The 26039-nt window shown below is 72.2% G+C and carries 23 protein-coding genes; 9 read left to right on the top strand and 14 right to left on the bottom strand.

Annotation, left to right across the window (positions count from 1 at the left end):
• The first annotated feature begins 201 nt into the window (after positions 1 to 201).
• Positions 202 to 942: an esterase/lipase family protein gene (locus tag EAO72_RS06425; protein ID WP_148016208.1), complete on the top strand. Its 741-nt coding sequence runs from the start codon at positions 202 to 204 to the stop codon at positions 940 to 942.
• 87 nt (positions 943 to 1029) lie between these two features.
• Here the strand turns inward: EAO72_RS06425 and rox are convergent, their stop codons facing one another.
• From rox to EAO72_RS06410, 3 genes are all read right to left on the bottom strand, one after another.
• Positions 1030 to 2472 (bottom strand): rifampin monooxygenase, encoded by a 1443-nt coding sequence (gene rox / locus EAO72_RS06420; protein ID WP_148016207.1) that lies wholly within the window; start codon positions 2470 to 2472, stop codon positions 1030 to 1032.
• A 141-nt stretch (positions 2473 to 2613) separates the two neighbouring features.
• Positions 2614 to 4260, bottom strand: coding sequence for a TlrC/CarA/OleB/SrmB family ABC-F type ribosomal protection protein (locus tag EAO72_RS06415; protein ID WP_148016206.1), 1647 nt, complete (start codon positions 4258 to 4260; stop codon positions 2614 to 2616).
• 260 nt (positions 4261 to 4520) lie between these two features.
• Positions 4521 to 4910, bottom strand: coding sequence for a DUF5997 family protein (locus EAO72_RS06410; RefSeq protein WP_148016205.1), 390 nt, complete (start codon positions 4908 to 4910; stop codon positions 4521 to 4523).
• 58 nt (positions 4911 to 4968) lie between these two features.
• Between EAO72_RS06410 and EAO72_RS06405 the strand changes: the two genes are divergently transcribed.
• From EAO72_RS06405 to EAO72_RS06385, 5 genes are all read left to right on the top strand, one after another.
• A complete protein-coding gene (locus EAO72_RS06405) occupies positions 4969 to 5787 on the top strand; it encodes a LysR family substrate-binding domain-containing protein (RefSeq protein ID WP_148016204.1) in 819 nt (272 codons plus the stop codon).
• A gap of 66 nt (positions 5788 to 5853) precedes the next feature.
• Positions 5854 to 6366, top strand: coding sequence for a DinB family protein (locus tag EAO72_RS06400; RefSeq protein ID WP_148016203.1), 513 nt, complete (start codon positions 5854 to 5856; stop codon positions 6364 to 6366).
• Between the two features lie 129 nt (positions 6367 to 6495).
• Entirely contained in the window at positions 6496 to 6993 is a 498-nt protein-coding gene (locus tag EAO72_RS06395) for a peptidylprolyl isomerase (RefSeq protein WP_148016202.1), read from the top strand.
• A gap of 177 nt (positions 6994 to 7170) precedes the next feature.
• Positions 7171 to 7917 (top strand): Clp protease N-terminal domain-containing protein, encoded by a 747-nt coding sequence (locus tag EAO72_RS06390; protein ID WP_148016201.1) that lies wholly within the window; start codon positions 7171 to 7173, stop codon positions 7915 to 7917.
• 190 nt (positions 7918 to 8107) lie between these two features.
• Positions 8108 to 10351: an MMPL family transporter gene (locus EAO72_RS06385; RefSeq protein ID WP_148016200.1), complete on the top strand. Its 2244-nt coding sequence runs from the start codon at positions 8108 to 8110 to the stop codon at positions 10349 to 10351.
• Positions 10352 to 10375: 24 nt separating this feature from the next.
• On the opposite strand, the gene EAO72_RS06380 is transcribed toward EAO72_RS06385, so the two are convergent.
• From EAO72_RS06380 to EAO72_RS06365, 4 genes are all read right to left on the bottom strand, one after another.
• Positions 10376 to 11527 carry a serine hydrolase domain-containing protein gene (locus tag EAO72_RS06380; protein ID WP_261991340.1) on the bottom strand — a complete coding sequence of 384 codons (1152 nt, stop codon included), beginning with the start codon at positions 11525 to 11527 and terminating at the stop codon, positions 10376 to 10378.
• A gap of 119 nt (positions 11528 to 11646) precedes the next feature.
• Positions 11647 to 12222, bottom strand: coding sequence for a histidine phosphatase family protein (locus EAO72_RS06375; protein WP_148016198.1), 576 nt, complete (start codon positions 12220 to 12222; stop codon positions 11647 to 11649).
• A gap of 61 nt (positions 12223 to 12283) precedes the next feature.
• Positions 12284 to 12715: a GNAT family N-acetyltransferase gene (locus EAO72_RS06370; RefSeq protein WP_148016197.1), complete on the bottom strand. Its 432-nt coding sequence runs from the start codon at positions 12713 to 12715 to the stop codon at positions 12284 to 12286.
• A complete protein-coding gene (locus EAO72_RS06365) occupies positions 12712 to 14181 on the bottom strand; it encodes an aminotransferase-like domain-containing protein (RefSeq protein ID WP_148016196.1) in 1470 nt (489 codons plus the stop codon). The genes EAO72_RS06370 and EAO72_RS06365 overlap by 4 nt, the downstream gene beginning before the upstream one ends.
• Here EAO72_RS06365 and EAO72_RS06360 point away from each other — a divergent pair.
• A complete protein-coding gene (locus tag EAO72_RS06360) occupies positions 14180 to 15151 on the top strand; it encodes a DMT family transporter (protein ID WP_148016195.1) in 972 nt (323 codons plus the stop codon). The two genes, EAO72_RS06365 and EAO72_RS06360, sit on opposite strands and share 2 nt — an antisense overlap.
• A 42-nt stretch (positions 15152 to 15193) precedes the next feature.
• Positions 15194 to 15400 (top strand): DUF1918 domain-containing protein, encoded by a 207-nt coding sequence (locus EAO72_RS06355; protein WP_148016194.1) that lies wholly within the window; start codon positions 15194 to 15196, stop codon positions 15398 to 15400.
• Between the two features lie 10 nt (positions 15401 to 15410).
• Here EAO72_RS06355 and EAO72_RS06350 read toward each other — a convergent pair whose 3' ends face one another.
• Positions 15411 to 16688, bottom strand: coding sequence for a glycoside hydrolase family 10 protein (locus EAO72_RS06350; RefSeq protein ID WP_187284942.1), 1278 nt, complete (start codon positions 16686 to 16688; stop codon positions 15411 to 15413).
• 187 nt (positions 16689 to 16875) lie between these two features.
• Here EAO72_RS06350 and EAO72_RS06345 point away from each other — a divergent pair, with 187 nt between their 5' ends.
• Entirely contained in the window at positions 16876 to 17736 is an 861-nt protein-coding gene (locus tag EAO72_RS06345) for a 3-hydroxybutyryl-CoA dehydrogenase (RefSeq protein ID WP_148016193.1), read from the top strand.
• Between the two features lie 57 nt (positions 17737 to 17793).
• Here EAO72_RS06345 and EAO72_RS06340 read toward each other — a convergent pair whose 3' ends face one another.
• From EAO72_RS06340 to EAO72_RS06315, 6 genes are all read right to left on the bottom strand, one after another.
• The gene (locus EAO72_RS06340) at positions 17794 to 18324 is read right to left on the bottom strand and encodes an NUDIX domain-containing protein (RefSeq protein ID WP_148016192.1); all 531 of its coding nucleotides are present in this window, start codon (positions 18322 to 18324) and stop codon (positions 17794 to 17796) included.
• 51 nt (positions 18325 to 18375) lie between these two features.
• Positions 18376 to 19716: a transcriptional regulator gene (locus EAO72_RS06335; RefSeq protein WP_148016191.1), complete on the bottom strand. Its 1341-nt coding sequence runs from the start codon at positions 19714 to 19716 to the stop codon at positions 18376 to 18378.
• A gap of 428 nt (positions 19717 to 20144) precedes the next feature.
• Entirely contained in the window at positions 20145 to 22655 is a 2511-nt protein-coding gene (pheT, locus tag EAO72_RS06330) for a phenylalanine--tRNA ligase subunit beta (protein ID WP_148016190.1), read from the bottom strand.
• Complete coding sequence (pheS, locus tag EAO72_RS06325) at positions 22655 to 23782, bottom strand: phenylalanine--tRNA ligase subunit alpha (RefSeq protein ID WP_145762505.1); 1128 nt, start codon at positions 23780 to 23782, stop codon at positions 22655 to 22657. Before pheS ends, pheT begins: the two co-directional genes overlap by 1 nt.
• 126 nt (positions 23783 to 23908) lie before the next feature.
• Complete coding sequence (locus EAO72_RS06320; protein ID WP_148016189.1) at positions 23909 to 25060, bottom strand: sensor histidine kinase; 1152 nt, start codon at positions 25058 to 25060, stop codon at positions 23909 to 23911.
• A 123-nt stretch (positions 25061 to 25183) separates the two neighbouring features.
• Positions 25184 to 26026, bottom strand: a complete 843-nt coding sequence (locus EAO72_RS06315; RefSeq protein WP_148016188.1) for a TrmH family RNA methyltransferase — start codon at positions 26024 to 26026, stop codon at positions 25184 to 25186.
• Positions 26027 to 26039: the final 13 nt, after the last annotated feature.

Raw genomic sequence — 26039 nt, 5'->3', positions numbered from 1 at the left:
CGCAAGCCTGCACTTTTATGCAAAGACTTGCGATCATCCGGTGGCCTGCGGGCCGGGACGCCGGGACGGCTGCCCCGCCCCCGGTGGGCGGCCCTGGGCGCTCGCGAACACCGGTGAAATCACCGATGCCGCCCGAGCCCCGCGCCCCGACCCTGATCCAAGCAGGCATCCGCATCCCCACACCCCTGTCAGGAGTGCCCCATGCGTCGTCGTTCACCCCGCCGGCTTCTCGGCGTTCTCGCGGCCGTCACGGTCGCGTTCACCCTGTTCGGCTCGACGTCGGCGGCCGGTGCGGCCGAGCCCCGGGCCGCCTCGACGGCGCAGTCCGCGCAGGCAGCCGTTCAGCCGCTGTCGACCAGCACCCCGGTCGTCTTCGTCCACGGGTACACCGGCAACGCCTCCAACTGGGTCACCGCCAGGAGCGTCTTCCAGCTCAACGGCTGGTCGAGCTCGAAGCTCTTCGCCTACGAGTACAACTCGTACGGCAACAACATCACCAACGCCCAGGGCCTGGCGACCTTCGTCAACAACGTGAAGTCGCAGACCGGTGCGAGCAAGGTCGCGATCGTCAACCACTCGATGGGCGGCCTGGTCAGCCAGTACTACCTGAAGGTCCTGGGCGGCCACACCAGCGTCAGCCACCTCGCGTCCATCGCCGGCGCGAACCACGGAACGACGTTCGCCGGTGCCTGCCTGATCTACACGACCTGTCAGCAGATGTACCCGGGATCCTCCTTCATCTCCCAGATCAGCGCCGGTGACGAGACGCCGGGCGACACCAAGTACGCCACCTGGTACTCCGCGTGCGACGGCGTCATCCTCCCGTACACCAGCACCCGGCTGAGCGGAGCGACGAACAACAACGTGCTCTGCCAGACCCACATCGGGTACCTGGCGGACACGATCGTGCTGGGCCAGATCGCGCGCTTCGTCGCCTCCTGAAGCGCCGTACGGACCGGACATGTCCCGTCCCCGCCCCCGCCGGGCACCGGGGGCGGGACACCGGCGCCCGGCGGGGGCGGGCCGGACTCAGCGCGCCGGGGCACCGAACCACCGGGGCAGCCGGCCGAGCAGCTCCCGCTGGTCCTCACCGGCCCACACCACATGGCCGTCCGGACGCAACAGGACCGCGGGCACGTCCAGGTCCTCGCTGCCGTCCACGACGTGGTCGACCCGGTCCGCCCAGCCCGCCACCGAGAGCCGGCCCGTCCGGTCGACGAGCAGCCCACGCCCCTGGTGCATCAGCGAGTAGAGGCGTCGCCCGTCCCTCAGTTCCACGTCCGGCATCCGGCGGCCGAGCAGCGCGTGGCCCTCGCCGACGTCGTAACGGATGTCGAGCGCGGTGATCATCCCGGTCATGTACCGGTTCACCTCCTCGAAGCCCATCAGCTTCGTGTACAGCGCCCGCAACGCGGTCGCACCCGGGTCGGTCCCCAGGAGCGTGATCTGCGCACGGGTGTGGTCCAGCACGGCGGCGCCCACCGGGTGCCGTTCGCGGTGATAGCTGTCCAGCAGGCCCTCCGGCGCCCGGCCCTGGACCTCGGCGGCCAGCTTCCAGCCCAGGTTGAAGGCGTCCTGGACGCCGAGGTTGAGCCCCTGCCCGCCGGTCGGCGGATGGATGTGCGCCGCGTCTCCGGCCAGCAGCACCCGGCCGGCGCGGTAGCGCTCGGCCTGCCGGGTGGCGTCGCCGAAGCGGGACATCCAGCGCGGCGAGTGCACGCCGAAGTCGGTGCCCGCGACCGCCCGGAGCCGCTGCCGGAAGTCCGCCAGCGTCGGCGGGGACGTACGGTCCTCGCCGACCCCGTCGGCGGGCACGACGACGCGGCACACCCCGTCCTTCTCCGGACCGACGCCGAACCGCAGCTGGGTCCTGCGGACGTCCGCGACGACGGCGGCGACCTTCTCGGGGTCCTCGGTCACCTCCATCTCGCCCAGCAGCGTCTCGACCGTGGCCGCCTCGCCGGGGAAACCGATCCCGGCCAGCTTGCGCACCGTGCTGCGGCCGCCGTCGCAGCCGACGAGGTAGCGCGAGCGCAGCCGTGTGCCGTCCGCCAGCCCGACGCTCACACCGGCTTCCTCTCCCGCCTCGCACTGGCTCAGCGCGACCACTTCGCAGCCGCGCCGGATCTCCGCGCCGAGTTCGGCCGCCCGCTCCTCGAGCAGCCGCTCGGTGACCGGCTGCGGGGTGGCGAGGCCGTAGGGATGGGCCGTGTCCAGCCCCTCCGGCCACGCCGTGGCGATTCCTCCGAAGAGGCCGCCGACCTGGAACTTCTCGCTCACCGCAAGGAACCGCTCCAGCAGGCCGCGCTGGTCCATCACCTCGACGCTGCGCGCGTGCAGACCCTGCCCGCGGGACTCCCCCGTCGGTCCGGTCAGCCTCTCCAGCACGACGACGTGGACATCGTGCAGCCGCAGCTCGGCGGCCAGCATCAATCCGGTCGGTCCGGCGCCGACCACGATCACATCAATCATCGAAACACCCGTTCAAGAAAGCAGCGGACTCCAGCCGTGGCCGGTCATTCTGCTGCGCACCGGGGGCCTTGCCGCAAGGCCCCCGGTGCGCTATATCTTGAAACCGGCAGGGAGCATCGCGCTCCTTGCCCTTTTGTTTTCTCAGAGCGCGCCGGTGACCGCGCCCTTGCTCAACTCCAGCCGGGTGCCGCTGAACCGCGCCCGCATCCGGCGGTCGTGGGTGACCAGCACCAGCGCCCCCGCGTAGCCGGTCAGCGCCGCCTCCAGCTCTTCGACGAGCGCGGGCGAGAGGTGGTTGGTCGGCTCGTCCAGCAGGAGCAGGTCCACCGGTTCGCTGACCAGCCGGGCGAGTTCGATACGCCGCCGCTGGCCGTACGAGAGGTCCCCGACGCGCAACCGCAGGGCGTCCGGCTCGAACAGGCCCAGCGACAGCAGCCGGTCGGCGTGCTCGTCCCGGTCTCCGGGGCGGCCGTGGGCGAAGGCCTCCGGCACGCTCAGGTCCGGCGGCCACGGCGTCTCCTCCTGCCGCAGGTGTCCCACCCGCCCGGCGACGGCCACCACGCCCGTGTCCGGGACGAGTTCCCCGGCCAGGACCCGCAACAGCGTGCTCTTGCCCGCGCCGTTGGGGCCGGTGACCAGCACGCGCTCGGCCGGAGCAATGCGCAGCTCCGGCACCGTCAGCCGGTCCTTGACGACCACGTCCTCCAGGACCGCGGCGGGTGCCTCGCCGGGGCCGGCCGCGGTGGCGATGCGGGCCGTGAACGCCAGCGGGTCCGGCGGCGGTGTCACCGGGTTCGCGGTGAGCCGCTCGACGCGCTCCTTCGCGTTACGGATACGGCTCATCGCACCGTGGGCGCGCCCGCGCGCGCGGAACGCGCCGGCCCCGGAGCCGGGCTTCGTCAGCTTGCGCGGGATGGCCCGCAGGCGGGCGGCGTTGGACTCGGTGAGCCCGCGGCCTCGGCCGAGTTCGGCCCGCCACCGGTCGTACCGCTCCTGGCGTCGCCGGCGTTCGGTGGCCTTGGCCGTGAGGTATCCGGCGTAGCCGTCGCCGTGGCGGGAGACCCGGCCGCCTTCGACCTCCAGGACCGTGCTGGTGATCCGCTCCAGGAAGACGCGGTCGTGGGTGACCGCGACGACCGTTCCGCGGTGGGCCCGCAGATGGTCCTCCAGCCAGCCCACCGCCCGGTCGTCGAGATCGTTGGTCGGCTCGTCCAGCAGCAGCAGTTCCGGGCGGGACGCGAGCGTCGCGGCCAGGGCCAGCCGGGACCGCTCGCCGCCGGAGAGCGTTCCCAGCGGCCGGTCCCTGGAAAGCCGTGGCAGTCCGAGCCCGTGCATCGCGGTGTCCACCCGGGTGTCGGCGCCGTAGCCGTCTCGTGCTTCGTACTGCTCGGTCAGGCGTGCGTACGCGGCGAGGGCCGCGTCGAGTTCCGGTCCGGCCGAGGCTACGGCCAGCGCGGACCCGGCCCGGCGAAGCTCCGCCTCGAGCGCGCGCAGTTCGCCCAGTGCCGCGTCCACAGCGTCCTGGACGGTGGCGTGCGGGGTCAGCCCGATGGCCTGGGCGAGATAGCCCGTACCGCCGGGCGAGACGACGGACACCTCGCCCGCGTCGGGCGTCTCCTCGCCGGCGAGAAGACGGAGCAGGGTGGACTTGCCGGCCCCGTTGTCGCCGACGACGCCGGCCTTCTCCCCGGGGGCGAGGCTGAAGGAGATGTGGTGCAGCACGGTGCGCTCGCCGTAACGCTTGGTGACGCCGTGCAGAGAGAGTTGTGCGGAGTGTGATGGGTGCATGAATGAGCCCCTGTTCCCGGCCGCGCCGACAGAACGGATTCGTGGACGAATCGGCACCACGACGGCGGAGCGGAGCTCTACGCGGTCGTGGGCGGGGCGATCACAGCGTTCCCATACGGACCAAGGTACGCGGGGCCCGGTGGGCCGTCACCCGGTTTTCCGGGCCGTCGGACCCGGCGCGGAAACGACGCGTGGGCGGCCTCCGTCCCGGGCTGCGAGAAGACGGAGACCGCCCACGGCGGACTTCGGGGTGGCGAACGCTAGGAGGCGTCCTTGCGCTCCGCGTTCCGCTCCTTGATGCGTACGGTTTCCTTCCGGACCTCCGCCTGGGTGGCGCGCTCCTTCTGCAGCCACTCGGGGTTGTCCTGCTTCAGCGCGTCGATCTGCTCCGTGGTGAGGGCGTCCGTGACTCCCCCGCGGGCGAGGCCGGAGATGGAGACGCCCAGCTTGGACGCCACCACCGGCCGCGGGTGCGGGCCGTTGCGCCGCAGTTCCTGCAGCCACTCGGGCGGATCGGTCTGGAGGGCCGCCAGCTCGGCGCGCGAGACGACACCCTCCTGGAACTCGGTGGGGGTGGCCTCGAGGTACACACCCAGTTTCTTCGCCGCGGTCGCGGGCTTCATGGTCTGGGTGGTCTGGTGCGACGTCATGAGGTCAAGAGTATCGAGCGTGTGCGCCACCTCTGACCACGACCGGTAACCTGGCGGGGTGACAGGCTCGGAAGCATCCCCTTCATTCCGGCTCGCGTACGTCCCCGGGGTGACACCCACCAAGTGGGTGCGGATCTGGAACGAGCGCCTGCCGGACATCCCCCTGACGCTCGTCGCGGTGCCCGCCGCCGAGGCGCCGGCCCTGCTGCGCGCCGGCGAGGCCGACGCGGGCTTCGTACGGCTGCCGGTCGACGGGGCGGACCTCAGCGCGATCCCGCTCTACACCGAGCAGACCGTGGTCGTGATCCCCAAGGACCACGTGGCGGCGGCGGTCGACCAGGTCTCGCTCGCGGAGCTGGCCGACGACATCGTGCTGCATCCGCTCGACGACACCCTCGGCTGGGAGGAGCTCCCCGGCAAGCCCGCGATCGAGCGCCCGGCCACGACGGCCGACGCCATCGAGCTGGTGGCCGCCGGGATCGGTGTCCTCGCCGTTCCGCAGTCACTCGCCCGGCTGCACCACCGCAAGGACCTCACCTACCGTCCGCTGTCGGAAGCCCCGGAGTCGCGGATCGCCCTGTCCTGGCCCGAGGACAGGACCACCGACCTGGTGGAGGACTTCATCGGGATCGTCCGCGGACGGACCGTGAACAGTTCCCGGGGCCGCGGCACGGCGCCCGCCGAACAGCCGAAGGCAAAGGCAAAGGCCAAGGCGAAGCGCACCGACGGGAGCGGCGCCGGGCGCAAGCCCGCGTCCGGTTCGTCGGCGGGGAAGAACTCCCGTGGCGGTTCGGGCGGAGCCAAGGGAGCGAAGGGCGCCCGCGGCGCCAAGGGGGCCGCCGGCGCGAAGCGCGGCAAGCCCCGACGGCGGCCGTAGGCCGCGGGGCCGCGGGGTGACGTCGCGGCGGCTCGATGTCAGACCCTCATGGCAGCATCGGTGATCATGACGCACACCGAACGGCCGATGCCGCCCCTGAACGCCGACGAACGAACGAACCTGGCCTCCTGGCTCGACTTCTACCGGGCCACCGTGGCGATGAAGTGCGAGGGCCTCACCGACCAGCAGGTGCGTGAGACCTCCGTGGCACCGTCGACGCTGACCTTGATGGGACTCGTCCAGCACCTCACCGAGGTCGAGCGGAACTGGTTCCGCCGGGTGCTGACCGGCGAGGACGTCCCGCCCGCGCATGGAGGACCGGCCAAGACCGAGGGCCATGACGGAGGGTTCGAGCTCTCCGGGGACGAGACCTTCGCGGGAGCCTGCGCGCGCTGGCAGGAGGAGATCGCCGTGTCCCGGGCCAACTGCGCCGCACGGTCACTGGAGGACACGGCCCCGTTCATGGGCGGCGAGGTGAATCTGCGGTGGATCTACACGCACATGATCGGTGAGTACGCCCGCCACAGCGGCCACGCCGACCTGCTGCGGGAGCGGATCGACGGCCACACGGGGGTGTGACGGTGCGGGGCACGGCGGGGCGGGCGCCCCGGGCAGGGTGTCGACCACAGGCCCCCGGCCCTCACTCGTGAGCGGTGTTTGGACGCGCCCGCCCGTCGGGTCCGGCCGGGCAGATGTCAGGATGGTTCCATGACGAGCAAGGTTTACTTCGACATCACCATCAACGACGAGCCCGCCGGGCGGATCGTCTTCAACCTGTACGACGACGTGGTCCCCAAGACCGCGGAGAACTTCCGCCAGCTGGCCACCGGCGAGCACGGCTACGGCTACAAGGGTTCCTCCTTCCACCGCGTCATCCCCGAGTTCATGCTGCAGGGCGGCGACTTCACGCGCGGTGACGGCACCGGCGGCAAGAGCATCTACGGCGCGAAGTTCGACGACGAGAACTTCAAGCTGGCGCACACCAAGCCCGGCCTCCTCTCGATGGCGAACAGCGGCCCGAACTCCAACGGCTCGCAGTTCTTCATCACGACCATCGTGACCTCCTGGCTGGACGGCAAGCACGTGGTCTTCGGCGAGGTCGCCGACCAGCAGAGCATGGACCTGGTCACGAAGATCGAGGGTCTCGGTTCGCAGAGCGGCCGCACCAAGGCGAAGGTCACCATCGCCGACTCCGGGACGCTCTGACCCGGTCCACCCGCACCGAACCTCACCGCAACGCGTCGGCCGACGAACAACGTCGGCCGGCGCGTTGCGTCGTTGCGGGACGCGGTTCCCGGGAGGTCGTCGCACCTGTGATCGCGCACCGAGCACGCATGTCAACCTTCGGTTGACAGCTACCTACTGTCAACCTACCGTTGACACATGACGAATCCCGTAGGCATGACGCAGCCCGTCCGTCTGGACGACCTCATCGCAGCCATCAAGAAGGTCCACCCCGACGCACTCGACCAGCTCCAGGACGCCGTCATCGCGGCGGACCACCTCGGCGACGTCGCCGACCACCTGATCGGCCACTTCGTGGACCAGGCCCGGCGGTCCGGCGCCTCCTGGACGGAGATCGGCAAGAGCATGGGGGTGACCCGGCAGGCCGCCCAGAAGCGGTTCGTGGCCAAGGACCCCGGCGAGCTGTCCGAACTCGACCCCAGCCAGGGCTTCAGCCGCTTCACGCTGCGCGCGAAGAACGTGGTGATGGCCGCGCAGAACGAGGCGCGCGCCGCCGGCAACGCCGAGATCGGCACCGAGCACATCGTGCTGGGGCTGCTCAGCGAGCCGGAGGCCCTCGCGGGGGCGTTCATCAAGGCGCAGGGCATCGCCCTGGACACCGTGCGCCAGGCGGCCGAGCAGGCGCTCCCGGCAGCCGCGGAGGGCGAGGTGCCCGAGCTCATCCCGTACAACGCCGATGCGCGCAAGGCCCTGGAACTCACCTTCCGGGAGGCCCTGCGCATGGGGCACAACTACATCGGAACGGAGCACATCCTGCTGGCCCTGCTGGAGCACGAGGACGGCGCGGGGCTGCTGACCGGCCTCGGGATCGACAAGGCCACCGCGGAGACGGCCATCACCGAGGCGCTCACCCTCATCGTCGACGCACAGCAGAAGAAGAACTGACCGGACCGGGGCCGTTCGCGGCGAGGCCGCGAACGGCTCCCCGCGGCGACTACCGGCCGTGCGGCGGAACGGGCACGCCGTGGCACGTGTCGCGGGCCGAGGGCGCCGCACGCACCTCTACCTTCGCGAAGTGGACCCCGGGGTGCGCAACGCCCTCCTCAACGGCAGGTCCCCTTCCCCGGGAGAGCGCATGGTCCCGCCCAGCGGCAGCAGCACGTACGCACCACCCGCCCGCTCCGGAAGGGGGTGGCTGCTGCSGCTGGGCGAATGGTGCGCGCGCCACTTCGTCGTCGTGATCGTGCTGTGGGTGATCGCCCTCGGCGGGCTGCACGCGCTGCAGAGCGCCTTCGGAGGCACGTACTCCGACGACTTCGGCCTGCCCGGCACCCAGTCCAACACCGGCGCCGAACTCCTGAAGGCCCACGATCCGGCAGCGGGAGGCACCGGGGCGCAGGTGGTCCTCCACGACGGGCAGAAGCCCCTGACCGACGTGCGGAGCCAGGTCGACCAGGTGGTGGGCAACCTCCAGAAGCTGCCGCACGTCCTCTCCGCCCAGAACCCGCTGCCCGCGTCCTCCTCGTCGACGTCCACCTCGCTGTCCAAGGACGGCATGACCGGGTACATCACCGTGCGGTTCGACGTGAACCCGACCTCGCTGGACGACGCCTATCTCGACCAGGTCGACACGGCGGTGAAGCCGCTGCGCTCCGCCGGCGTGGAGGTCGAGTACGGCGGACCGCTGGGAGAGCTCGCCCGGCCCGAGACCACGGACCTCACCAGCGAGGCCGTCGGATTCGCCGTCGCGGTGGTGGTGCTGCTCATCGGTTTCGGCAGCGTCATCGCCGCCGGTGTCCCGCTGCTCACGGCGCTGATCAGCGTGATCGTCGGGCTGAGCTGTCTGTCGTTGGTGGCCGCGGCCACCACCTTCGCCAGTGTCTCGCCCACGCTCGCCACCATGATCGGGCTGGGTGTCGGCATCGACTACGCGCTCTTCCTGATCACCCGGCACCGCCAGCTCGTCATGGACGGCGCCGACCCGGTCCGGGCCGCCGGCCGCGCGGTGGCCACCAGCGGACGGGCCGTCCTGGTCTCCGGCTGCACCGTCATCGTCGCGCTGGCCGGTCTGTACGTCTCCCGGGTGAGTTTCATCGGCAAGCTGGGGGCCGCGGCCGCGGTGACCGTGATCACCGCGGTCATCGGCGCCATCACCCTGGTCCCGGCCCTGCTCGGCCTCATCGGCCGGCGGATCGACCGCTACCGGGTACGGCCTCCGGTCGCCGAGGGCGGAGCGGGTCCCGGCACCGAGTCGGTGGGCGGCTGGCACCGCTACGCCCAGCGGGTGGAGCGGCGGCCCTGGTGGTTCCTGCTCGGCGGGCTCGTCGTGGTGGGCGTCCTCGCGATCCCGCTGTTCTCCATCCGGCTGGGCCACATCGACGACGGGGCCGATCCGACGAGCTTCACCGACCGGCGCGCGTTCGACCTGATCTCCACGGGTTTCGGGCCCGGGGCGAACGGCCCGTTCACCCTGGTCGTCGATCAGCGGTCGGTGCCGGGCGCCGACCGCTCGGCGCTGGCGAGCAGCCTCCAGAAGGCGCTCACCGGCGTGCCCGGCGCGGCGAGCATCAGTCCGTTGCAGCCGACGGACGACGGGGCGCTGCTCGTCGGCACCGCCCTGTCCAAGGAGGCCCCGCAGGACGCCGGCACGACCACTCTCTTCAACCACCTCAAGGACGACGTCCTGCCGCAGGGCATCGCCGGCACAGGCGCCTCCGCCTATGTGACCGGCACGACCGCCGCCCAGGAGGACTTCCTGGACATCATCGCCCGCAGGCTCCCGCTGATCATCGCCGTCGTGGTGGGGCTCGCCTTCGTCATCATCCTGATCGTGTTCCGGGGCGTCCTCGTCGCCGTCAAGGCCGCCGTTCTCAACCTCCTGTCCATCGCGGCCTCGTACGGAGTGGTGGTGGCGGTCTTCCAGTGGGGCTGGGGCGGGCCGTCCCTGGGGGTCTCCGGAACCGTGCCCATCGAGAGCTACGTGCCGATGATGATGTTCGCCATCGTCTTCGGCCTGAGCATGGACTACGAGGTGTTCCTGATCGCGCGGGTGCACGAGGCCTGGCTGCGGACCCGGGACAGCAAGGGCGCGGTGGCACACGGGCTGGAGATCACCGCGCGGGTGATCACGTGTGCGGCGCTCATCATGGTCAGCGTCTTCGCGGCCTTCGTCATCAGCGACAACATCGTGGTCAAGATGCTGGGGCTCGGGCTGGCGGTCAGCGTGCTCGTCGACGCCACGATCGTGCGGCTGCTGCTGGTCCCCGCGGTGATGACGCTGCTGGGCCGCAGCGCCTGGTGGATGCCCCGGTGGCTGGACCGGGTGCTCCCCCGCGTCGACACCGAGGGCGAGTCGGTCCCGCCGCTGCCGGCCCCGTGATACGGCCGTCGCGGTGCGGGCCGGTCACAGGGACGCGTACACCGCCTCGACCAGCGCCGTCTTGCGCGGGTCGTTCGCGATGTGGGGGCCCATCCGGTTCATCACGTAGCCGAGGGCGATCCCGTTCTCCGGGTCGGCCAGGCCGCAGGAACCGCCCGCGCCGTCGTGGCCGAAGGCCCGCGGATTGGGCCCGTAACTGGCGTCGGGTCCACTCAGCCACAGACCGAGCGCGATCTCCGTCTCGTGGACGAACCCGGCGCCCAGCACCAGGTCGCGGCAGCTGCCCTGACCCTCGCGGACCCGTTCGGCCGCCTCCTCGGACAGGATCCGCAGCCCGCCGGAGCTGCCGCGTCCCGCGAGGATCCCGTAGAGCGACGCGACCGCGCGGGCCGTGCCGTGGCCGTTGGCGGCAGGGATCTCCGCCTCCCGCCACTCGGCGGTGTTGGCGGCGGCCGCTCCCGTGGGCGGATTGAGCAGCGAGGCGACGGCGACCGGCTCCATCTGCGCGAAGAGCGCTGCCTGCTGGGCCCGGTCCGTCTTGGGGACGACGAGTTCGGCGACGCGCTCCGCCTCCTTCTCCGGCAGTCCGACGGTGAAGTCGATGCCGAGCGGACCGGTCACCTCCTGCCGGAGGAACTCCCCCGGCAGCAGTCCGCTGACCCTCCGGATGACCTCGCCGACCAGGAAGCCGTACGTCAGGGCGTGGTAGCCGGACCGGGTGCCGGGCTCCCACCACGGCTCGGTCGCGGCGAGCCGGGCGGTCGTCAGCTCCCAGTCGTAGAGCTCCGCCAGGGTGTGCGGTGCGCGCAGGCCCGCGAGGCCGGCGCGGTGGGAGAGCAGATGCCGTACGCGTACGTCCTCCTTGCCGGCTGCGGCGAATTCGGGCCAGTACGCGGCGACCGGGGCGTCGAGGTCGAGCAGGCCGCGGTCGACGAGGATGTGCGCGCAGAGCGCGACCGGGCCCTTGGTGGTGGACCAGACGTTGACCAGGGTGTCCTGTTCCCAGAGGCGGGTACGGGCGCCGTCCGCCCAGCCTCCCCAGAGGTCGGCGACGGGCTGCCCGTCGACCAAAACGGTGACCGCCGCGCCCAGTTCGTCACGCTCGAGGAAATTCGCCTCGAACGCGCCGCGCACCGCGGCGAACCGTTCGTCGCAGTGGCCGTGGATCTGCGGCACGATGGCCTCCCTCGCCTGGAACACGCCTGGTCGGACTCGGACCCAGGTCAACATACCGACTGGTCGGACCGGCGGGAAGACGTGGCACGCACCGAACCTTCTCCTGCGGGCGGCTCCGGTCAGCGGGCCCCGGTCTCCAGACGGAAGCTCCAGCGGCGCGGCAGACCGGTGAGCGTGACGGTGGAGAGCGGGCGGACGTCGACGTTCCAGTACGTCGACGGCGGGGCCTTCAGCGCGTAGACCAGGGCGGCCCGGACGACGGCGGGTTCGGCGACGGCGACGATGGATCCGTCGCAGGCGGGGCGGGTGTCCAGCCAGTTGCCGATCCGGGAGATGAACGCGAGCAGGGGTTCGCCGCCGTGCGGCGCGGAGCGCGGGTCCGCCAGCCAGGCGTCCACGGCGGCCGGTTCGCGCGCGGTGACGTCGGAGAGCGTGCAGCCCCGCCAGCGTCCCATGTCGCAGTCGCGCAGGGCGGGCTGGACCAGCGGCGCGAAGCCGAGCAGCTCTCCGGTGGCGCGGCTGCGGGCGGTCGGCGAGCAGTAGCGCAGTTCGGCCGCGCCCAGGGGCACCAGGGCGGGCGCGGCGAACTGCACCTCGTGCCAGCCGGCCTCGTCGAGCGGCCGGTCGTCGTCGAAGCGCTCGCCGAGCAGGGAGGAACTGCGCGCCGCGGCGACGAGCGAGACTCGAACACTCATGGCCGCGATCGTGGAGCCGATTGCCGCGCAGGTCAAGAGCGCCGCCGCGGGCGGTTCCCGTTCAGTGGAACCGCAGGCCCATCCACTGGTCCGGGTGGTCGAGCGGCTGGAAACCGGCCTTCTCGTACACACCGTGCGCATCGGCCGTGGCGAGCAGGAACCTGCGCACACCGGTCGGGGCGAGGTGGTCGCGCGCCGCCGCGACGAGCCGTCCACCCAGGCCGTGCCCGCGGGCCGCGGGGTCGACGTACACGTCGCAGAGCCAGGCGAAGGTGGCCAGATCGGTCACCACGCGGGCGTACCCGGCCTGTTCGCCGGAGGCGAGGTCGTAGGCGCCGAAGTTGAGCGAGCCGGCGATGGCCCGGTCCTGGTGTTCCCGGGTGCGCCCTTTCGCCCAGTAGGCGTCGTTGGAGAGCCAGTCGTGGATGCGGGCGGCGTCCAGGCGGGCGGGGTCGGACGAGATCTCGTAACGTTCCTGAGGCGTTTCGGTCATGGCCGGAGACTAACCGGCGAAGCGTCGAGCACACCTTCCCAGGCAGTGCACAGGCGCCGTACGCCTTCGGTGATCTCGGCGAGGCCGGCGACCGCGACGAAGCTCAACCGGACCTGGGGCGAGGGGGATTCGGCGCAGAAGTAGGGCCGGCCCGGCGCGATGGCGACGCCGGCCCGCAGCGCCGCCGCGACCATGGCGGACTCGTCCGCACCGGCACCCGCATCGGGCAGCCGCACCCAGAGGTTTCCGCCGCCTGCGGGGAGGTGGGGCAGCGCGAGGCCGGGCAGTCCGCGGCGCAGCTCGGCGACCATGGCGGTGCGGCGGATACGCAGCTCCGCCGAGACGGAGCGCAGATGGCGGCCCCAGGCGGGCGAGCCGACGAGCTCCAGGGCGGCCTCCTGGAGCGGCCTGGGCACGAAGAGGCTGTCCACGACCTGGATGGCCCGCAGCCTTTCCAGGACCGGCCCCCGGGCGGCGAGGGCGCCCACCCGGAAGCTGGGCGAGGTGGCCTTGGTCAGCGAACAGACGTGGACGACGACACCGTCGGGGTCGTCGGCCGCCAGAGCCGCGGGGAGCGGTCCGGCGTCGTCGTGGACGAGATGGCGGGCGAAGTCGTCCTCGACGACGAACGCCCCCGCCTCCCTGGCGATCCGGACGACCTCGCCGCGCCGGGCTTCGGCGAGGACCGTGCCCGTCGGGTTGTGGAAGAGCGGCTGGCACACCAGGACGCGGGCGCCGGTGGCCGCGAAGGCGGCCGCCAGCAGTGCGGGCCGCACACCGTCGGCGTCCATGGGCACGGGTACGGGCCGCAGGCCGGCGGCCCGTGCGGCCGCGAGCATGCCGGGATACGTGGGCGATTCGACGAGCACGGGCGCGCCGGGCTGGGCGAGCGCCCGCAGCGCGGTGGCCAGGGCGCTCTGGCCACCCGCGGTGATGAGGACATCGGCCGCGGTGACCGCGGGCCCGATCTGCTGGGCGAACCAGGCCCGCAGTTCGGTGAGCCCGTCGGTGGGCGGGCGGCTCCACGCTCCGGGGCGGCGCCCGGCCCGGGCGAGGGCCGCCGCCATCGCCCGCTCGGGCTGGAGCGAGCTGTGCAGATAGCCGCCGTTGAACTCGACGACGCCCGTGGGCGGAGGTGTCAGGGTGACCAGCAGCCCGGAGGCGTCGACCGTGCGGGGCACCACGTCGGGGCCGCCGTCACCGTTGAGCGAGACCTCCTGCCAGGAGGTGTCGGCGGGCGGCCGCGTCCCGGTCCGGGGATGCGCCCGGAACGCGCCGGATCCGGGACGGGTGACGACGAGGCCTTCGGCGGCGAGCTGCGCGACAGCGCGCGAGACGGTGACGGGGCCGGCCCTGAACCGTTCGACCAGAGCGCGACTCGACGGCAGCTTCTCACCCGGCGAGTAGCGGTTGAGCTCACTCCGCAGCACTGCGGTCAACTCGGCGACACTGCTACGCTCTTGCATGACAGCACAGGATAGCGCTACTCCGGGCCCCACGATAGCGGTCGGCCCGACGATGAACGGGTCCTCGCCCCTCGCCGCCCCCGACTCCCCCGGCCGCGTCCCGGCAGGCCGGAACGGCACGCTGCTCGCCCTGCTCGGAGTCGTCTCCTTCTCGCTGACCTTCCCCTCCACCGCCTGGGGCCTGGAGAGCTTCGGCCCCTGGTCGCTGGTGGCCCTGCGCACCCTGCTGGCTGCCGCGATCGCTGGTGCCGTGATGCTCGCGGCCCGGGTGCGGGTGCCCGAGCGAAAGCACTGGGCCGGGCTCGCGGTGGTGGCGGGCGGAGTGGTGGTGGGGTTCCCCCTGCTGACCACGCTGGCTCTGCGGACATCGACGACGTCGCACGCGGCCGTGGTGGTCGGCCTTCTGCCGCTGACCACCGCGGTGTTCTCCTCGCTCCGCACCGGATCACGGCCTCCCCGCGCCTTCTGGGCGGCGGCCGTCGCCGGGGCGGCGGTGGTGATCGCCTTCACCGTGACGCAGAGCGGCGGCGGCCTGTCGGCCGGGGACGCCTACCTGTTCTGTGCGCTGCTGGTCTGTGCGGCGGGGTACACCGAGGGCGGCAGGCTGGCGAAGGTGATGCCGGGCTGGCAGGTGACCGGCTGGGCGCTGCTCCTCACCGTGCCGCTCGCGGTGGCGGGCGCGGCCCTCGCGTTGCCGTCCGAACCGGTGCGGTGGACCGGGCACGGGGTGATCGGACTGGTCTGGGTGTCCGTCGCCTCGACCTTCTTCGGCCTGTACGTCTGGTACCGCGGCATGGCCGAGATCGGTGTCGCCCGGGCCAGCCAGCTTCAGCTCGCCCAGCCCCTGCTGACGCTCGTCTGGTCGTTCCTGGTGCTCGGCGAGGAGGTCGCTGCGGCGGCCCCGGTGGCGGCGGTCGCCGTCCTCCTCTGCATCGCCGTCACCCAGCGCGCCGCAGCCGGCCGGTCATAGACTTGTCGACATGGAACGCCACCCGTGAGGAGGTCACTCCCGATGGAGGCACACACGGGCGACCGGCTGCTGACGCACGGCAGGACCGTGGGGCAGCACGACCGGGTCGCAGAGATCCTCGAAGTGCTCGGGGACGGGGGCACTCCCCCGTACCGCGTCCGCTTCGAGGACGGACACGAACACCTGATCGCACCCGGCCCCGACAGCGTCGTCCAGCACACTCCCGGCCGGGACCCGGGAACCCGATGACGGCCGCCGGTCAGCGGGGCGGGCGCGCCCGCGACCGGTAGTGGTCGGCCACCACCCGGTCCATCGCACCGATCCGGTCCGCGACCACGCTCTTCCCCGAGAAGTAGGCGTGGCCGCGGACCTGGTCGTATCCGGCGGCGAAGTCGATGTGCCGGGACAGTTCGGCGGGGTCCTGCCAGGCGGCGGGCTGGGCGGGGTCGCCTGACTTGTAGAGGGCCTCACCGATGAAGAGGTCGACGCCCGTGCCCCGGACCACGTCGTCCCACCAGGGCACCAGGGCCGCGTAGTCGGCGGCCGCGAAGCCGATGTTCCAGTACAGCTGCGGGCAGACGTGATCGATCCAGCCCTTCTTGACCCAGCCCCGGGTGTCGGCGTACAGATCGTCGTACGTCTGCACACCGGCCTCGGTCCGTGAGCCGAGCGGGTCGGTGGAGGCGTTGCGCCACACGCCGAACGGGCTGATGCCGAACCGGACGTCCGGCTTGAGCGCCTTGATCCGCTCGGACATCTCCCGTACCAGCTTGTCGGTGTTGGAGCGCCGCCAGGCGGCCCGGTCGGGGAAGCCCGCTCCGTACTTCGCGTACGCCGCGCCGTCGGCGAAGGTCTGGCCCGCCACGGGGTACGGATAGAAGTAGTCGTCCCAGTGGACGGCGTCGATGTCGTAGCGGCGGACCGCGTCGAGCATCGCGTCCTGGACGAACGCACGGACCTCGGGCAGTCCCGGGTTGTAGTAGAGCTTCCCGCCGTACGGCAGGACCCATTCGGGGTGCAGCCGAGCCGGGTGGCCGGCCGACAGCCGGGACGGGTCGGTGTGGTTGGCGACGCGGTACGGGTTGAACCAGGCGTGCAGCTCCAGGCCGCGGTCGTGGGCCTCCTGGACCGCCGTACCCAGGGGGTCCCAGCCGGGGTCCTTGCCCTGGACGCCGGTGAGGTACTGGGCCCACGGTTCGTACGGTGAGGGCCACAGCGCGTCGGCGCTGGGACGGACCTGGAGGATCACCGCGTTCAGCCGCCGGGCGACGGCCTCGTCGAGGTACGCGATCAGCCCGGCCCGCTGCTCCGCGGCCGGCAGACCCGGCTTCGACGGCCAGTCGATGTTCGCCACGGTGGCCACCCACATGCCCCGCAGCTCGCGCCGCAGCACATCACGGGGCCCGCCGGGCGCGCCCCGGCCGCCACCGCCCCGCGGGATCGCGGCGGCGTCACCGGCCACCGCGACCGGGGCCAGCACCCCAGCGACCGTCCCGGCCGCACCCGTCACGAATTTCCGTCGGTCCATTTGCCGCATTCCGCCGTACCTGCCGTTTCCATACGTGTCCCGCGCCCCGGAATTCCGGGCCCGGAGGTGAGCATGCCCGCCCCGGCCCGCAAACCCCGGCAAGGCGCGGAGTAACGTCGTGGGGTCGTGGTGGAGCCCGGAATCGTACGGAAGCCGCCGACCGGAGAACAGCGAAAGGCACGAGGTGACGGACTCTATGGCCGACATTGCACGCGTCGGAGTGGTGGGCTGTGGCCAGATGGGCGCAGGCATCGCGGAGGTGTGCGCCCGCAGCGGCCTCGACGTCAAGGTGGCCGAGACCACGGGCGAGGCGCTGGAGATCGGCCGCACCCGGCTCCACAATTCCCTCTCGAAGGCCGCCGAGCGCGGCAAGATCACCGAGGAGGAGCGCGACGAGACCCTCGGCCGCCTCAGCTTCACCACCGACCTCGGCGAGTTCGCCGACCGCGACCTCGTCATCGAGGCCGTCGTGGAGAACGAGCAGGTCAAGACCGAGATCTTCCAGGTGCTCGACCAGGTGGTGACCCGGCAGGACGCGATCCTGGCCTCCAACACCTCCTCGATCCCGCTGGTGAAGCTGGCCGTCGCGACGTCCCGGCCGGACCAGGTCATCGGTATCCACTTCTTCAACCCGGCGCCGGTGCAGAAGCTCGTCGAGCTGATCCCCGCGCTGACCACCTCGGACGAGACGGTCAAGCGTGCCGAGGCGATGGTGCAGGACATACTGGGCAAGCACCCGATCCGCGCCCAGGACCGCTCCGGCTTCGTCGTCAACGCGCTGCTGATCCCGTACCTGCTCTCCGCGATCCGGATGTTCGAGTCGGGTATCGCCAGCCGCGAGGACATCGACAACGGCATGGAGATGGGCTGCGCCCACCCGATGGGCCCGCTCAAGCTCGCCGACCTGATCGGTCTGGACACGGTGGCCTCGGTCGCGGACTCGATGTACGCCGAGTACAAGGAGCCCCTGTACGCCGCTCCCCCGCTGCTGCAGCGGATGGTCGACGCGGGCCGGCTCGGCCGGAAGACGGGGTCGGGGTTCTACCCGTACGGCTGATCCGCTCAGCCGTGTGTGCGAGGGGTCCGCGGCCCCTCGCACACGAGCGGGACGGTCTCAGCCCAGCCGTAAGTGGTGCAGCATCATCAGCCCGGCGGCCATCCCCGCGGCCGGGACCTCGCCGCGGGCGATCATGTCGGGCACCAGCTTCAGCGGTATCCACTCACGGCGCGAGGACTCGAAGCCGTCGACCGGGTCACCGGTCCAGTCGGCCTCCTCGCCCCAGTAGAAGTGGTGCCGGGCGTCGGTGAGGCCGTTCGACGGCTCCACGGTCAGCAGCGGCTGGAGCGGGCCGGGACGCCAGCCGGTCTCCTCCTCCATCTCCCGGGCGGCCGCGGCCGCCGGCTGCTCACCGTCCTCGACCACTCCCGCGGCGATCTCCCAGCCCCAGCTGTCCGTGATGAACCGGTGCCGCCACAGGAGCAGGACCTCGTTCGCCTCGTTGACCACGGTGGCCGCCGCGACGGCGCGGAGCCGGATCACGAAGTGGTCGAGGTGGTGACCGTCCGGCAGCGCGACGTCCGCCAGATTGACCCGGAACCAGCGGTTCTCATACACAGTTTGTTCGTTCATATTCGTCCACTGCACAGTTCTGCCACCTTCTGACTAGTAGGTGGCCATATCGCAGCAGACCGAGGCTCACAGCGGTACGCGCAGAGCGCCGTCGACGAGATCCGCGGCGCGTGCCGCCTCCGCGCTGCCGCTCGCGACCAGGCGTTCGCGTACGGTCCGCAGCCGGTCACGCAGCCGCTGCGACTCCATCCCCCGGGCGCACTCCGCCATCTCCGCCGCCGTGACCGCGGCCCGGTCGGCCTCGCCCTGCCGCAGCTCGATCGTGGTCAGCATCGCCAGCCGGTGCACCCTGCCCCGGTCGTGCGCGGGGGTCCGCACCGCCGCCGCGGCGTGCTCCCTGGCGGCCGGCAGGTCCCCGAGACGAAGCAGCGCCTCCGCCACCTGGACGTTGACCAGTCCGGGCTGGACGTACCCCGTCTCGTCCGGCTCCTGACCGGGACGGATCCGATCCGCCTCGCACTCCGCACGCCGGATGCACCGCAGGGCGCTCGGCCCGTCGCCGAGATGGGCGTACGCCTTGGCCTGCATCGCGTGGAGGTCGGCCGCGAGCGCGGGCGTGATGTCGCGCCCGGCGGCCCGCAGCGCCGCTTCGGCGAAGGCGACGGACTGCCGGAAGTCGGCGAGAAAGAGCGACTGGTTCACCAGCAGGGCGATCACATAGCCCCCGAGGCCCCGGTCCCCGCTCGCCTTGGCCAGCCGCAGCGCCTGGTGGAAGTAGCGCTGGGCCAGGCCGTGCGCGTCGGAGTCGTACGCGCAGATACCGGCCACGGCCACCAGACCGCCCGTGGCGCGGTGCAGTTGACGCCCCATCGCGTCGCTGTAGCCGCCGCGCAGCAGCGGGGCCGTCTCCGCGTTGAGGAAGCCGACGATGCGCGAACGCGTCGCGATTCCGCCCGCCCTGCGATACATCAGTTCGTAGTGGGCACGGGCGGCACGCAACGTTGCTATGTCCGCCGGACCGACGCGCTGCGGGCCGGTACGGGACACATCCGTGTCCTCCGGCGGGTTCTCCCACTCCCAGACGGGCATCACCGCGGTGGTCCCGGTGACGGCCGGGGCGGCGACGACATGGGGGCGCTGCTGTTCGTCGGAGCGCCACAGAGCGGTGGCCCGCTCCACGAATCCGGTGAGCGAGGAGCTCCGCACGGCCGGGTGACCGCCGAGGGCCGTCATGCCGATGTCGTCGAGCGAGAGCGCCCTGCGCAGCCGGTTCCCCAGCACCTCACAGATCAGGTCGGGCACCTGGCCGCGCGGCCGCTGGCCCTTCAGCCAGCGGGCGACGGCGGTGTGTTCGTACCGCAGGCACAGCCCCCGGGCACGGCCGGCCTGGTTCACATGCGCGGCGAGCCCGGCCCGGGAGACACCCGCCTCGTCGATCAGAGCCTCCAGCATCGTGTTGGGCTCCATTGCCCCCATTGCCCCTCCGACGGTTCGGCACGCCAGGACGTGTCGCCCCAGTGGAGCACGATTCACACGGGGTGTGAACGGAATGCCCGAACCGTCCCGCTGCGCACCCTGCCGCACCGGTCCGCGAATCGCTTGAATGAGTCCCTCGCAAGAGGCGGCCGGGTCGTCTGCTCCCCCTCGTACAGCACGACGACCCGCTCCCGCGCCGTCCGCTCTGCCGACCTGCCCGACACTCCGTGGCAGAACGGACGGCGCCGGATCGCACGACCCACTGCCCACGGATCGGAGGGTTGTTGCGGGGCCGGCCGGGATCCGGGTTCTCCCGGGCCGGGCCGGAGCCCGCGTGCGGTCCACCGCCTCTGGGCGAGCACACAGGAGGGGCGTATCCGGTGGCCGGATACGCCCCTCCTCAGTGTGCGGATGCGCCGTTACGCGCCGCGCAGCACCGCGCCCGTACGCTCGGCGGCCAGCGCCACCGCCGCGTCACGGGCGGCGCTCGCCTCGTCGACGGTCAGCGTGCGGTCCGCGGCACGGAACCGCAGCGCGTACGCCAGGGACTTGCGGCCCTCGCCGATCTGCTCGCCGGTGAACACGTCGAACAGGCGCAGCGACTCCAGGAGTTCCCCGGCGCCTTCGCGGAGCGCCTGCTCCACCTCTGCGGCGGGTACGCGCGCGTCGACGACGAGCGCGACGTCCTGGGTCGCCACCGGGAAGGTGGAGATCCGCGGCGCCTGGAGCGCGCCGTCCACGGCCTGCTCCAGGACGTCGAGCTCGACCTCCATGGCGCAGGTGCGCTCGGGCAGGTGGAGCTCCTTGATGACGCGCGGATGCAGCTCGCCGGCGTGCCCGAAGAGGGTCTCCTCGCCGGCGACCGTCACATACAGCGCGGCGCAGCGGCCCGGGTGCCAGGGCGCGTGCTGGTCGGCGCGGACCGTGAGGTCGACACCGGCCTCACGGGCGATGGTCCGGGCGGCCTCGACGGAGTCCGCCCAGTCGGCCGGGCGGCCCTTGCCCCACCAGCCGGCCTGCTCGCGGGCGCCCGCGAGGACGACGGCGGCGCGGCGCGGCTGACGCGGCAGCGCGGCGTCGAGCGCGGCGATCTCCTCGTCGGAGGGGCGCCGGTCGACGGGCAGCCGGACGGGCTTCGTCTCCTGGCCGGTGGGCCGGAAGACCAGGCCGGTCTCGAAGAGCGCGAGGTCGTGGCTGCCGCGGCCGTCGTTGCGCCGCAGTGCGCCGAGGAGGCCCGGCAGCAGCGTGGTGCGCAGCGACGGCTCCTCGTCGGAGAGCGGGTTGACGAGCCTGACCGTGCGGCGGCGGGCGTCGTCCGCCTCCAGGCCCAGCTGGTCCAGGACCGCCTCGCCGGTGAACGGGTAGTTCAGCGCCTCGACGTAGCCCGCGCCCGCGAGGGCCCGGCCGACGCGGCGGTGGAGCCGCTGGCGGTCGGTGAGCCCGCGGCCCGACGGCGGGGTCGGGAGCGTGGACGGGAGGTTCTCGTAACCCTCCAGCCGGATGACCTCTTCGGCGAGGTCGTTCGGCTCGTTCAGGTCGGGCCGCCAGGACGGGGCGGTGACGAGGAGCTCGTCCTGCCCGTAGACGTCGCAGCCGACCTCCTGGAGGCGGCGTACGACGGTCTCGCGGCCGTACGCGACACCCGCCACCCTGTCCGGGTGGTCGGCGGCCATCGTGATGGTGCGGGGGCCGGACGGGGCGCTCACCTCGGTGACGCCCGCCTCGGCGGTGCCGCCGGCGAGCAGCACCAGCAGGTCGACGGTGCGCTGCGCCGCCGCTGCCGCGGCCTGCGGGTCGACGCCGCGCTCGAAGCGCTTGGACGCCTCGGAGGCCAGCTTGTGGCGGCGCGCGGTCCGGGCGATCGAGATCGCGTCGAAGTGCGCGGCCTCGATGACGACCTCGGTGGTGTGCGCGTCCTCGGAGGCATCGGCGATCTCGGTGTTGGCACCGCCCATGACACCAGCGAGGCCGATCGGACCGCGGTTGTCGGTGATGACGAGGTCGGCGGCGTCCAGGACGCGGACCGTGCCGTCGAGCGTGGTGAGCTTCTCGCCCTGCTCGGCGCGGCGCACCCCGATCGGACCGTCGATCCGGGTCCGGTCGTAGGCGTGCAGCGGCTGGCCGAGTTCGAGCATCACGTAGTTGGTGACGTCGACGGCGAGCGAGATCGGGCGCATTCCGGCCTTCTGGAGCCGGCGCTGCATCCAGATCGGGGACCGGGCCTCGGGCTGGAGACCGACGACGGTGCGCGCGGTGAAGCGGTCGCAGCCGATCGGGTCGGCGACCTTGACCGGGTAGCCGTACGCGTTGGGCGCGGGCACGTCCAGGAGCGCCGGGTCGCGCAGCGGCAGGCCGTAGGCGATGGCGGTCTCGCGGGCGACGCCGCGCATCGACAGGCAGTAGCCGCGGTCGGGCGTGACGGCGATGTCGAGGACCTCGTCGACGAGCTCGAGCAGCTCGATCGCGTCGGTGCCGGCCTCGTGCTCCGGCGGCAGCACGATGATGCCGTGCGTGCCGTCGTCGCCCATGCCGAGCTCGTCGGTGGAGCAGATCATGCCGTGCGAGGTCCGGCCGTACGTCTTGCGAGCGGCGATCGCGAAGTCGCCGGGCAGCACGGCGCCGGGCAGGACCACGACGACCTTGTCGCCGACGGCGAAGTTACGGGCGCCGCAGACGATCTCCTGCGGCTCACCGGTGCCGTTGGCGGAGCCGACGTCGACCGTGCAGAAGCGGATGGGCTTCTTGAAGCCCTCCAGCTCCTCGATGGTCAGTACCTTGCCGACGACGAGCGGGCCCTTGAGGCCGGCGCCGATCTGCTCGACGGTCTCGACCTCCAGGCCGACCGCGACGAGCTTGGCCTGTACGTCACGGCCGGTCTCGGTGGGCGGCAGGTCGACGTACTCCCGCAGCCAGGAAAGCGGGACGCGCATCAGATCTCCATCCCGAAGGGCCGGGTGAACCGGACGTCGCCTTCGACCATGTCTCGCATGTCTTCTACGTTGTGGCGGAACATCAGCATCCGCTCGATGCCGAACCCGAAGGCGAATCCGCTGTACTTCTGGGGGTCCACGCCGCAGGCGATGAGCACCTTGGGGTTGACCATGCCGCAGCCGCCGAGCTCGATCCAGCCCTCGCTGCCGCAGGTGCGGCAGGGACGGTCCGGGTTGCCGACGGACTCGCCGCGGCAGACGTAGCAGACCATGTCCATCTCGGCGGACGGCTCGGTGAACGGGAAGAAGTTCGGTCGCAGCCGGGTCTTCATGTCCGGGCCGAAGAGTGCCTGGACCATGTGGTCGAGGGTGCCCTTCAGGTCGGCCATGGTGAGGCCCTCGTCCACGGCGAGCAGCTCGATCTGGTGGAAGACCGGGGTGTGCGTGGCGTCGAGCTCGTCGGTCCGGTAGACCCGGCCGGGGCAGACTACGTACACGGGGGGCTCGCGGTCGAGCAGGGTGCGGGCCTGGACCGGCGAGGTGTGCGTACGCAGTACGACACCGGACTCGTCGTTCTTCGCGCCGTCGGCGCCCTCGACGAAGAAGGTGTCCTGCATCTGCCGGGCCGGGTGGTCGGGCACGAAGTTCAGGGCGTCGAAGTTGAACCACTCGGCCTCGGCCTCGGGGCCCTCGGCGACCTCGTAGCCCATGGCCACGAAGACGTCGGCGACGCGCTCCATGATCGTCGTCAGCGGGTGGCGTGCGCCGGCCGGGGTGCGGTCGTACGGCAGCGTGACGTCCACCGCCTCCTCGACCAGGACCCGGGCGTCCCGCTCGGCCTCCAGCTCCGTCTGGCGGGCGGCGAGCGCCCTGCCCACGGCGGCGCGGGCCTGGCCCACGCGCTTGCCGGCCTCGGCCTTGGCCTGCGGCGGCAGCGCGCCGATCTCGCGGTTGGCGAGTGACAGGGGCGAGGTTCCACCGGTGTGCGCGGTCTTCGCCTGGGCGAGCGCGTCGAGGTCGCCCGCGGCGGCGAAGGCGGCGAACGCCTCGTCCCGGATGCGCTCGATCTCTTCCGGTTTCAGTGCCTCGACCTCGACTGGGTCGTACGACTTGTTCGGTGCCGACATCTCTTCCCGTACTTCCGATTGGCTGGTGGCGCGGCCCCGCTCGACGACTGGAGGACGCAAAGGTGCCAAAGGTCGAGTCTAAGGGCCACAGGATGTGTGGGCCGCCCGTGGTCCGCTCAGGCCCCGCTACTTCATGTAGGCCGGCGTGCTCACGGGCAGAATAAATCGGAACTCGGCGCCGCCCCCGGGGCCGCGGCCGACCGTGATGGTGCCGCCGTGCGCCTCGACGATGCCCTTGACGATGTAGAGGCCGAGGCCGGTGCCGCCGCGCTTGCTCCCCCGCCAGAAACGGGTGAAGACACGGGCCATCGACTCCTCGGGGATGCCGGGGCCTTCGTCGCTCACGGTGACCGCCGTTCCCTTCTCGTCGCTCTTGGCCGGTGCGGGTGCCACCTCGATGGTGACGGTTCCCTCGCCGTGGCGCACCGCGTTTTCCAGCAGGTTGCCGAGGACCTGGTCGACCTTGTCCGGGTCCGCCCACACGACGGGCAGCGGCTGGCAGGTGCGGACGAGGAACCGGCCGGGGTCCTGACCGGCGGCGGTGAGCGCCTGGACGTGGCGTTCCACGGCGGCGGAGAGGTCCACGGGCTGGCGGCGCAGCTCCAGGCGCCCCGAGTCGATCCGGGAGATGTCCAGGAGTTCGGTGATCAGGCGGGTGACCCGGTTGGCGTCCGCGTAGACGGTCTCCAGCATCAGCCGCTTCTGGTCGTCGGTGAACCGCTCCCACTTGGCCAGCAGCGTGGCGGTGAAGCCCTTCACGGACGTCAGGGGCGAGCGCAGTTCATGGGCGACGGTCGCGATGAGTTCGGCGTCGCTGCGTTCGTTGCGGCGGCGGGCCTCGGTGCCGCGCAGGCTGACCACCAGCCGCCGTACGGGGCCGGTCGGGCTCTCGCGTACGTAGCGGGCGGAGACGAGGACCTCGCGGCCGCCGGGCAGCAGCAGATTGCGTTCGGGCTGGCCGACGCGGGTGGCGAGGCCGCCGTAGGGGTCGGTCAGCTCCCACCAGCGCCGGCCCTTGAGGTCCTCCAACGGGAGGGCGTGTTCCAGTGGGCGGCCGAGTGCGGCGGCCCGGGGCACGGCGGTGATCCGCGCGGCGGCGGAGTTGAAACAGATGACCCGGCCGGTCTCGTCCGCGACGACGAGTCCGTCGGGCAGGTCGTCCGGATCCACGGCCTGGCCACCGGATCCGATGCCCGCGACGGTGTCCCCGTCCGGCTCCTCGACGGGGCGCACGACGGCCTCCGCGCGCGCCCTCGGCCCGCTCATGCCGACAGCCATATTCCCGTACCCCACCTCTCGAACCGGTGCAGTGGGCCCCCGAGTTCGTCACCCTACTAGTCGCCGGTGACGGAGCGACACCCTGCGGGGGACCGTGGGCCGGTGGCGTGGGCGCGGGACGGTTCAGACGGCGCCGGGGCGGGTGCGCTGGGCGCGTGCGGAGGCGTACAGGCAGACGGCGGCTGCGGTGGCGAGGTTGAGGCTCTCCGCCTTGCCGTGGATCGGTACGCGTACGACGGCGTCGGCCAGCGCCCGGGTCTCCTCGGGCAGCCCCCAGGCCTCGTTGCCGAAGACCCAGGCGGTGGGCCCGCCCATGGTGCCGGCGTCGAGCTCGTCGTCGAGGTCGTCCTCGCCCGCGCCGTCGGCGGCGAGGATCCGGACACCCGCGTCCCGCAGCCCCTGCACGGCCTGCTCGACGGGCACACCGACGGCGACCGGCAGATGGAAGAGCGAGCCGACGGACGCGCGCACGGACTTCGGGTTGTACAGGTCCACGGAGGCGTCGGTGAGGACGACCGCGTCGGCGCCCGCGGCGTCGGCGCAGCGCAGCACCGTGCCGGCGTTCCCGGGGTCGCGGACGTTCGCCAGGACGGCCACCAGCTTCGGCCGGGCGGCGATGACCGCCTCGAAGGGCGTGTCCAGGAAGCGGCAGACTCCGATCAGGCCCTGCGGGGTGACGGTCTGGGACACGTCGGCCAGGACCTCGCTGTCGGCGAGGTGGATCCGGGCGCCGGCCGCGTGGGCGGCGTCGACGATGGCTTCGTACCGCTCGGCGGCCTCGACGGTGACGAAGAGCTCGATGAGGGTCGGCGCGCCGTCGCTGCCGCGGTGGTCCGCGGCCTCGCGTACGGCCTGCGGCCCCTCGGCGATGAACCTGCGCTCCTTGCCGCGGAAGTTGCGCCTGGCCAGCCGCCGGGCGGCGGCGACCCGTGGCGATCGCGGGGAGATCAGTTCGGGGGTGCCCATGTCGGCGGCGAGC

The organism is Streptomyces sp. OR43 (assembly GCF_008042275.1).
GTDB lineage: Bacteria > Actinomycetota > Actinomycetes > Streptomycetales > Streptomycetaceae > Streptomyces.
This window is presented reverse-complemented; position numbering and strand designations above follow the sequence as displayed.

What these genes read in the sequence shown, in the direction of transcription:
- EAO72_RS06425 (WP_148016208.1), top strand. Translation starts at nt 202, where the DNA reads ATGCGTCGTCGTTCACCCCGCCGGCTTCTCGGCGTTCTCGCGGCCGTC.
- rox (WP_148016207.1), bottom strand. Translation starts at nt 2,472, where the DNA reads ATGATTGATGTGATCGTGGTCGGCGCCGGACCGACCGGATTGATGCTG.
- EAO72_RS06415 (WP_148016206.1), bottom strand. Translation starts at nt 4,260, where the DNA reads ATGCACCCATCACACTCCGCACAACTCTCTCTGCACGGCGTCACCAAG.
- EAO72_RS06410 (WP_148016205.1), bottom strand. Translation starts at nt 4,910, where the DNA reads ATGACGTCGCACCAGACCACCCAGACCATGAAGCCCGCGACCGCGGCG.
- EAO72_RS06400 (WP_148016203.1), top strand. Translation starts at nt 5,854, where the DNA reads ATGACGCACACCGAACGGCCGATGCCGCCCCTGAACGCCGACGAACGA.
- EAO72_RS06395 (WP_148016202.1), top strand. Translation starts at nt 6,496, where the DNA reads ATGACGAGCAAGGTTTACTTCGACATCACCATCAACGACGAGCCCGCC.
- EAO72_RS06390 (WP_148016201.1), top strand. Translation starts at nt 7,171, where the DNA reads ATGACGAATCCCGTAGGCATGACGCAGCCCGTCCGTCTGGACGACCTC.
- EAO72_RS06375 (WP_148016198.1), bottom strand. Translation starts at nt 12,222, where the DNA reads ATGAGTGTTCGAGTCTCGCTCGTCGCCGCGGCGCGCAGTTCCTCCCTG.
- EAO72_RS06370 (WP_148016197.1), bottom strand. Translation starts at nt 12,715, where the DNA reads ATGACCGAAACGCCTCAGGAACGTTACGAGATCTCGTCCGACCCCGCC.
- EAO72_RS06360 (WP_148016195.1), top strand. Translation starts at nt 14,180, where the DNA reads ATGACAGCACAGGATAGCGCTACTCCGGGCCCCACGATAGCGGTCGGC.
- EAO72_RS06365 (WP_148016196.1), bottom strand. Translation starts at nt 14,181, where the DNA reads ATGCAAGAGCGTAGCAGTGTCGCCGAGTTGACCGCAGTGCTGCGGAGT.
- EAO72_RS06355 (WP_148016194.1), top strand. Translation starts at nt 15,194, where the DNA reads ATGGAGGCACACACGGGCGACCGGCTGCTGACGCACGGCAGGACCGTG.
- EAO72_RS06350 (WP_187284942.1), bottom strand. Translation starts at nt 16,688, where the DNA reads ATGCGGCAAATGGACCGACGGAAATTCGTGACGGGTGCGGCCGGGACG.
- EAO72_RS06345 (WP_148016193.1), top strand. Translation starts at nt 16,876, where the DNA reads ATGGCCGACATTGCACGCGTCGGAGTGGTGGGCTGTGGCCAGATGGGC.
- EAO72_RS06335 (WP_148016191.1), bottom strand. Translation starts at nt 19,716, where the DNA reads ATGGAGCCCAACACGATGCTGGAGGCTCTGATCGACGAGGCGGGTGTC.
- pheT (WP_148016190.1), bottom strand. Translation starts at nt 22,655, where the DNA reads ATGCGCGTCCCGCTTTCCTGGCTGCGGGAGTACGTCGACCTGCCGCCC.
- pheS (WP_145762505.1), bottom strand. Translation starts at nt 23,782, where the DNA reads ATGTCGGCACCGAACAAGTCGTACGACCCAGTCGAGGTCGAGGCACTG.
- EAO72_RS06320 (WP_148016189.1), bottom strand. Translation starts at nt 25,060, where the DNA reads ATGGCTGTCGGCATGAGCGGGCCGAGGGCGCGCGCGGAGGCCGTCGTG.
- EAO72_RS06315 (WP_148016188.1), bottom strand. Translation starts at nt 26,026, where the DNA reads ATGGGCACCCCCGAACTGATCTCCCCGCGATCGCCACGGGTCGCCGCC.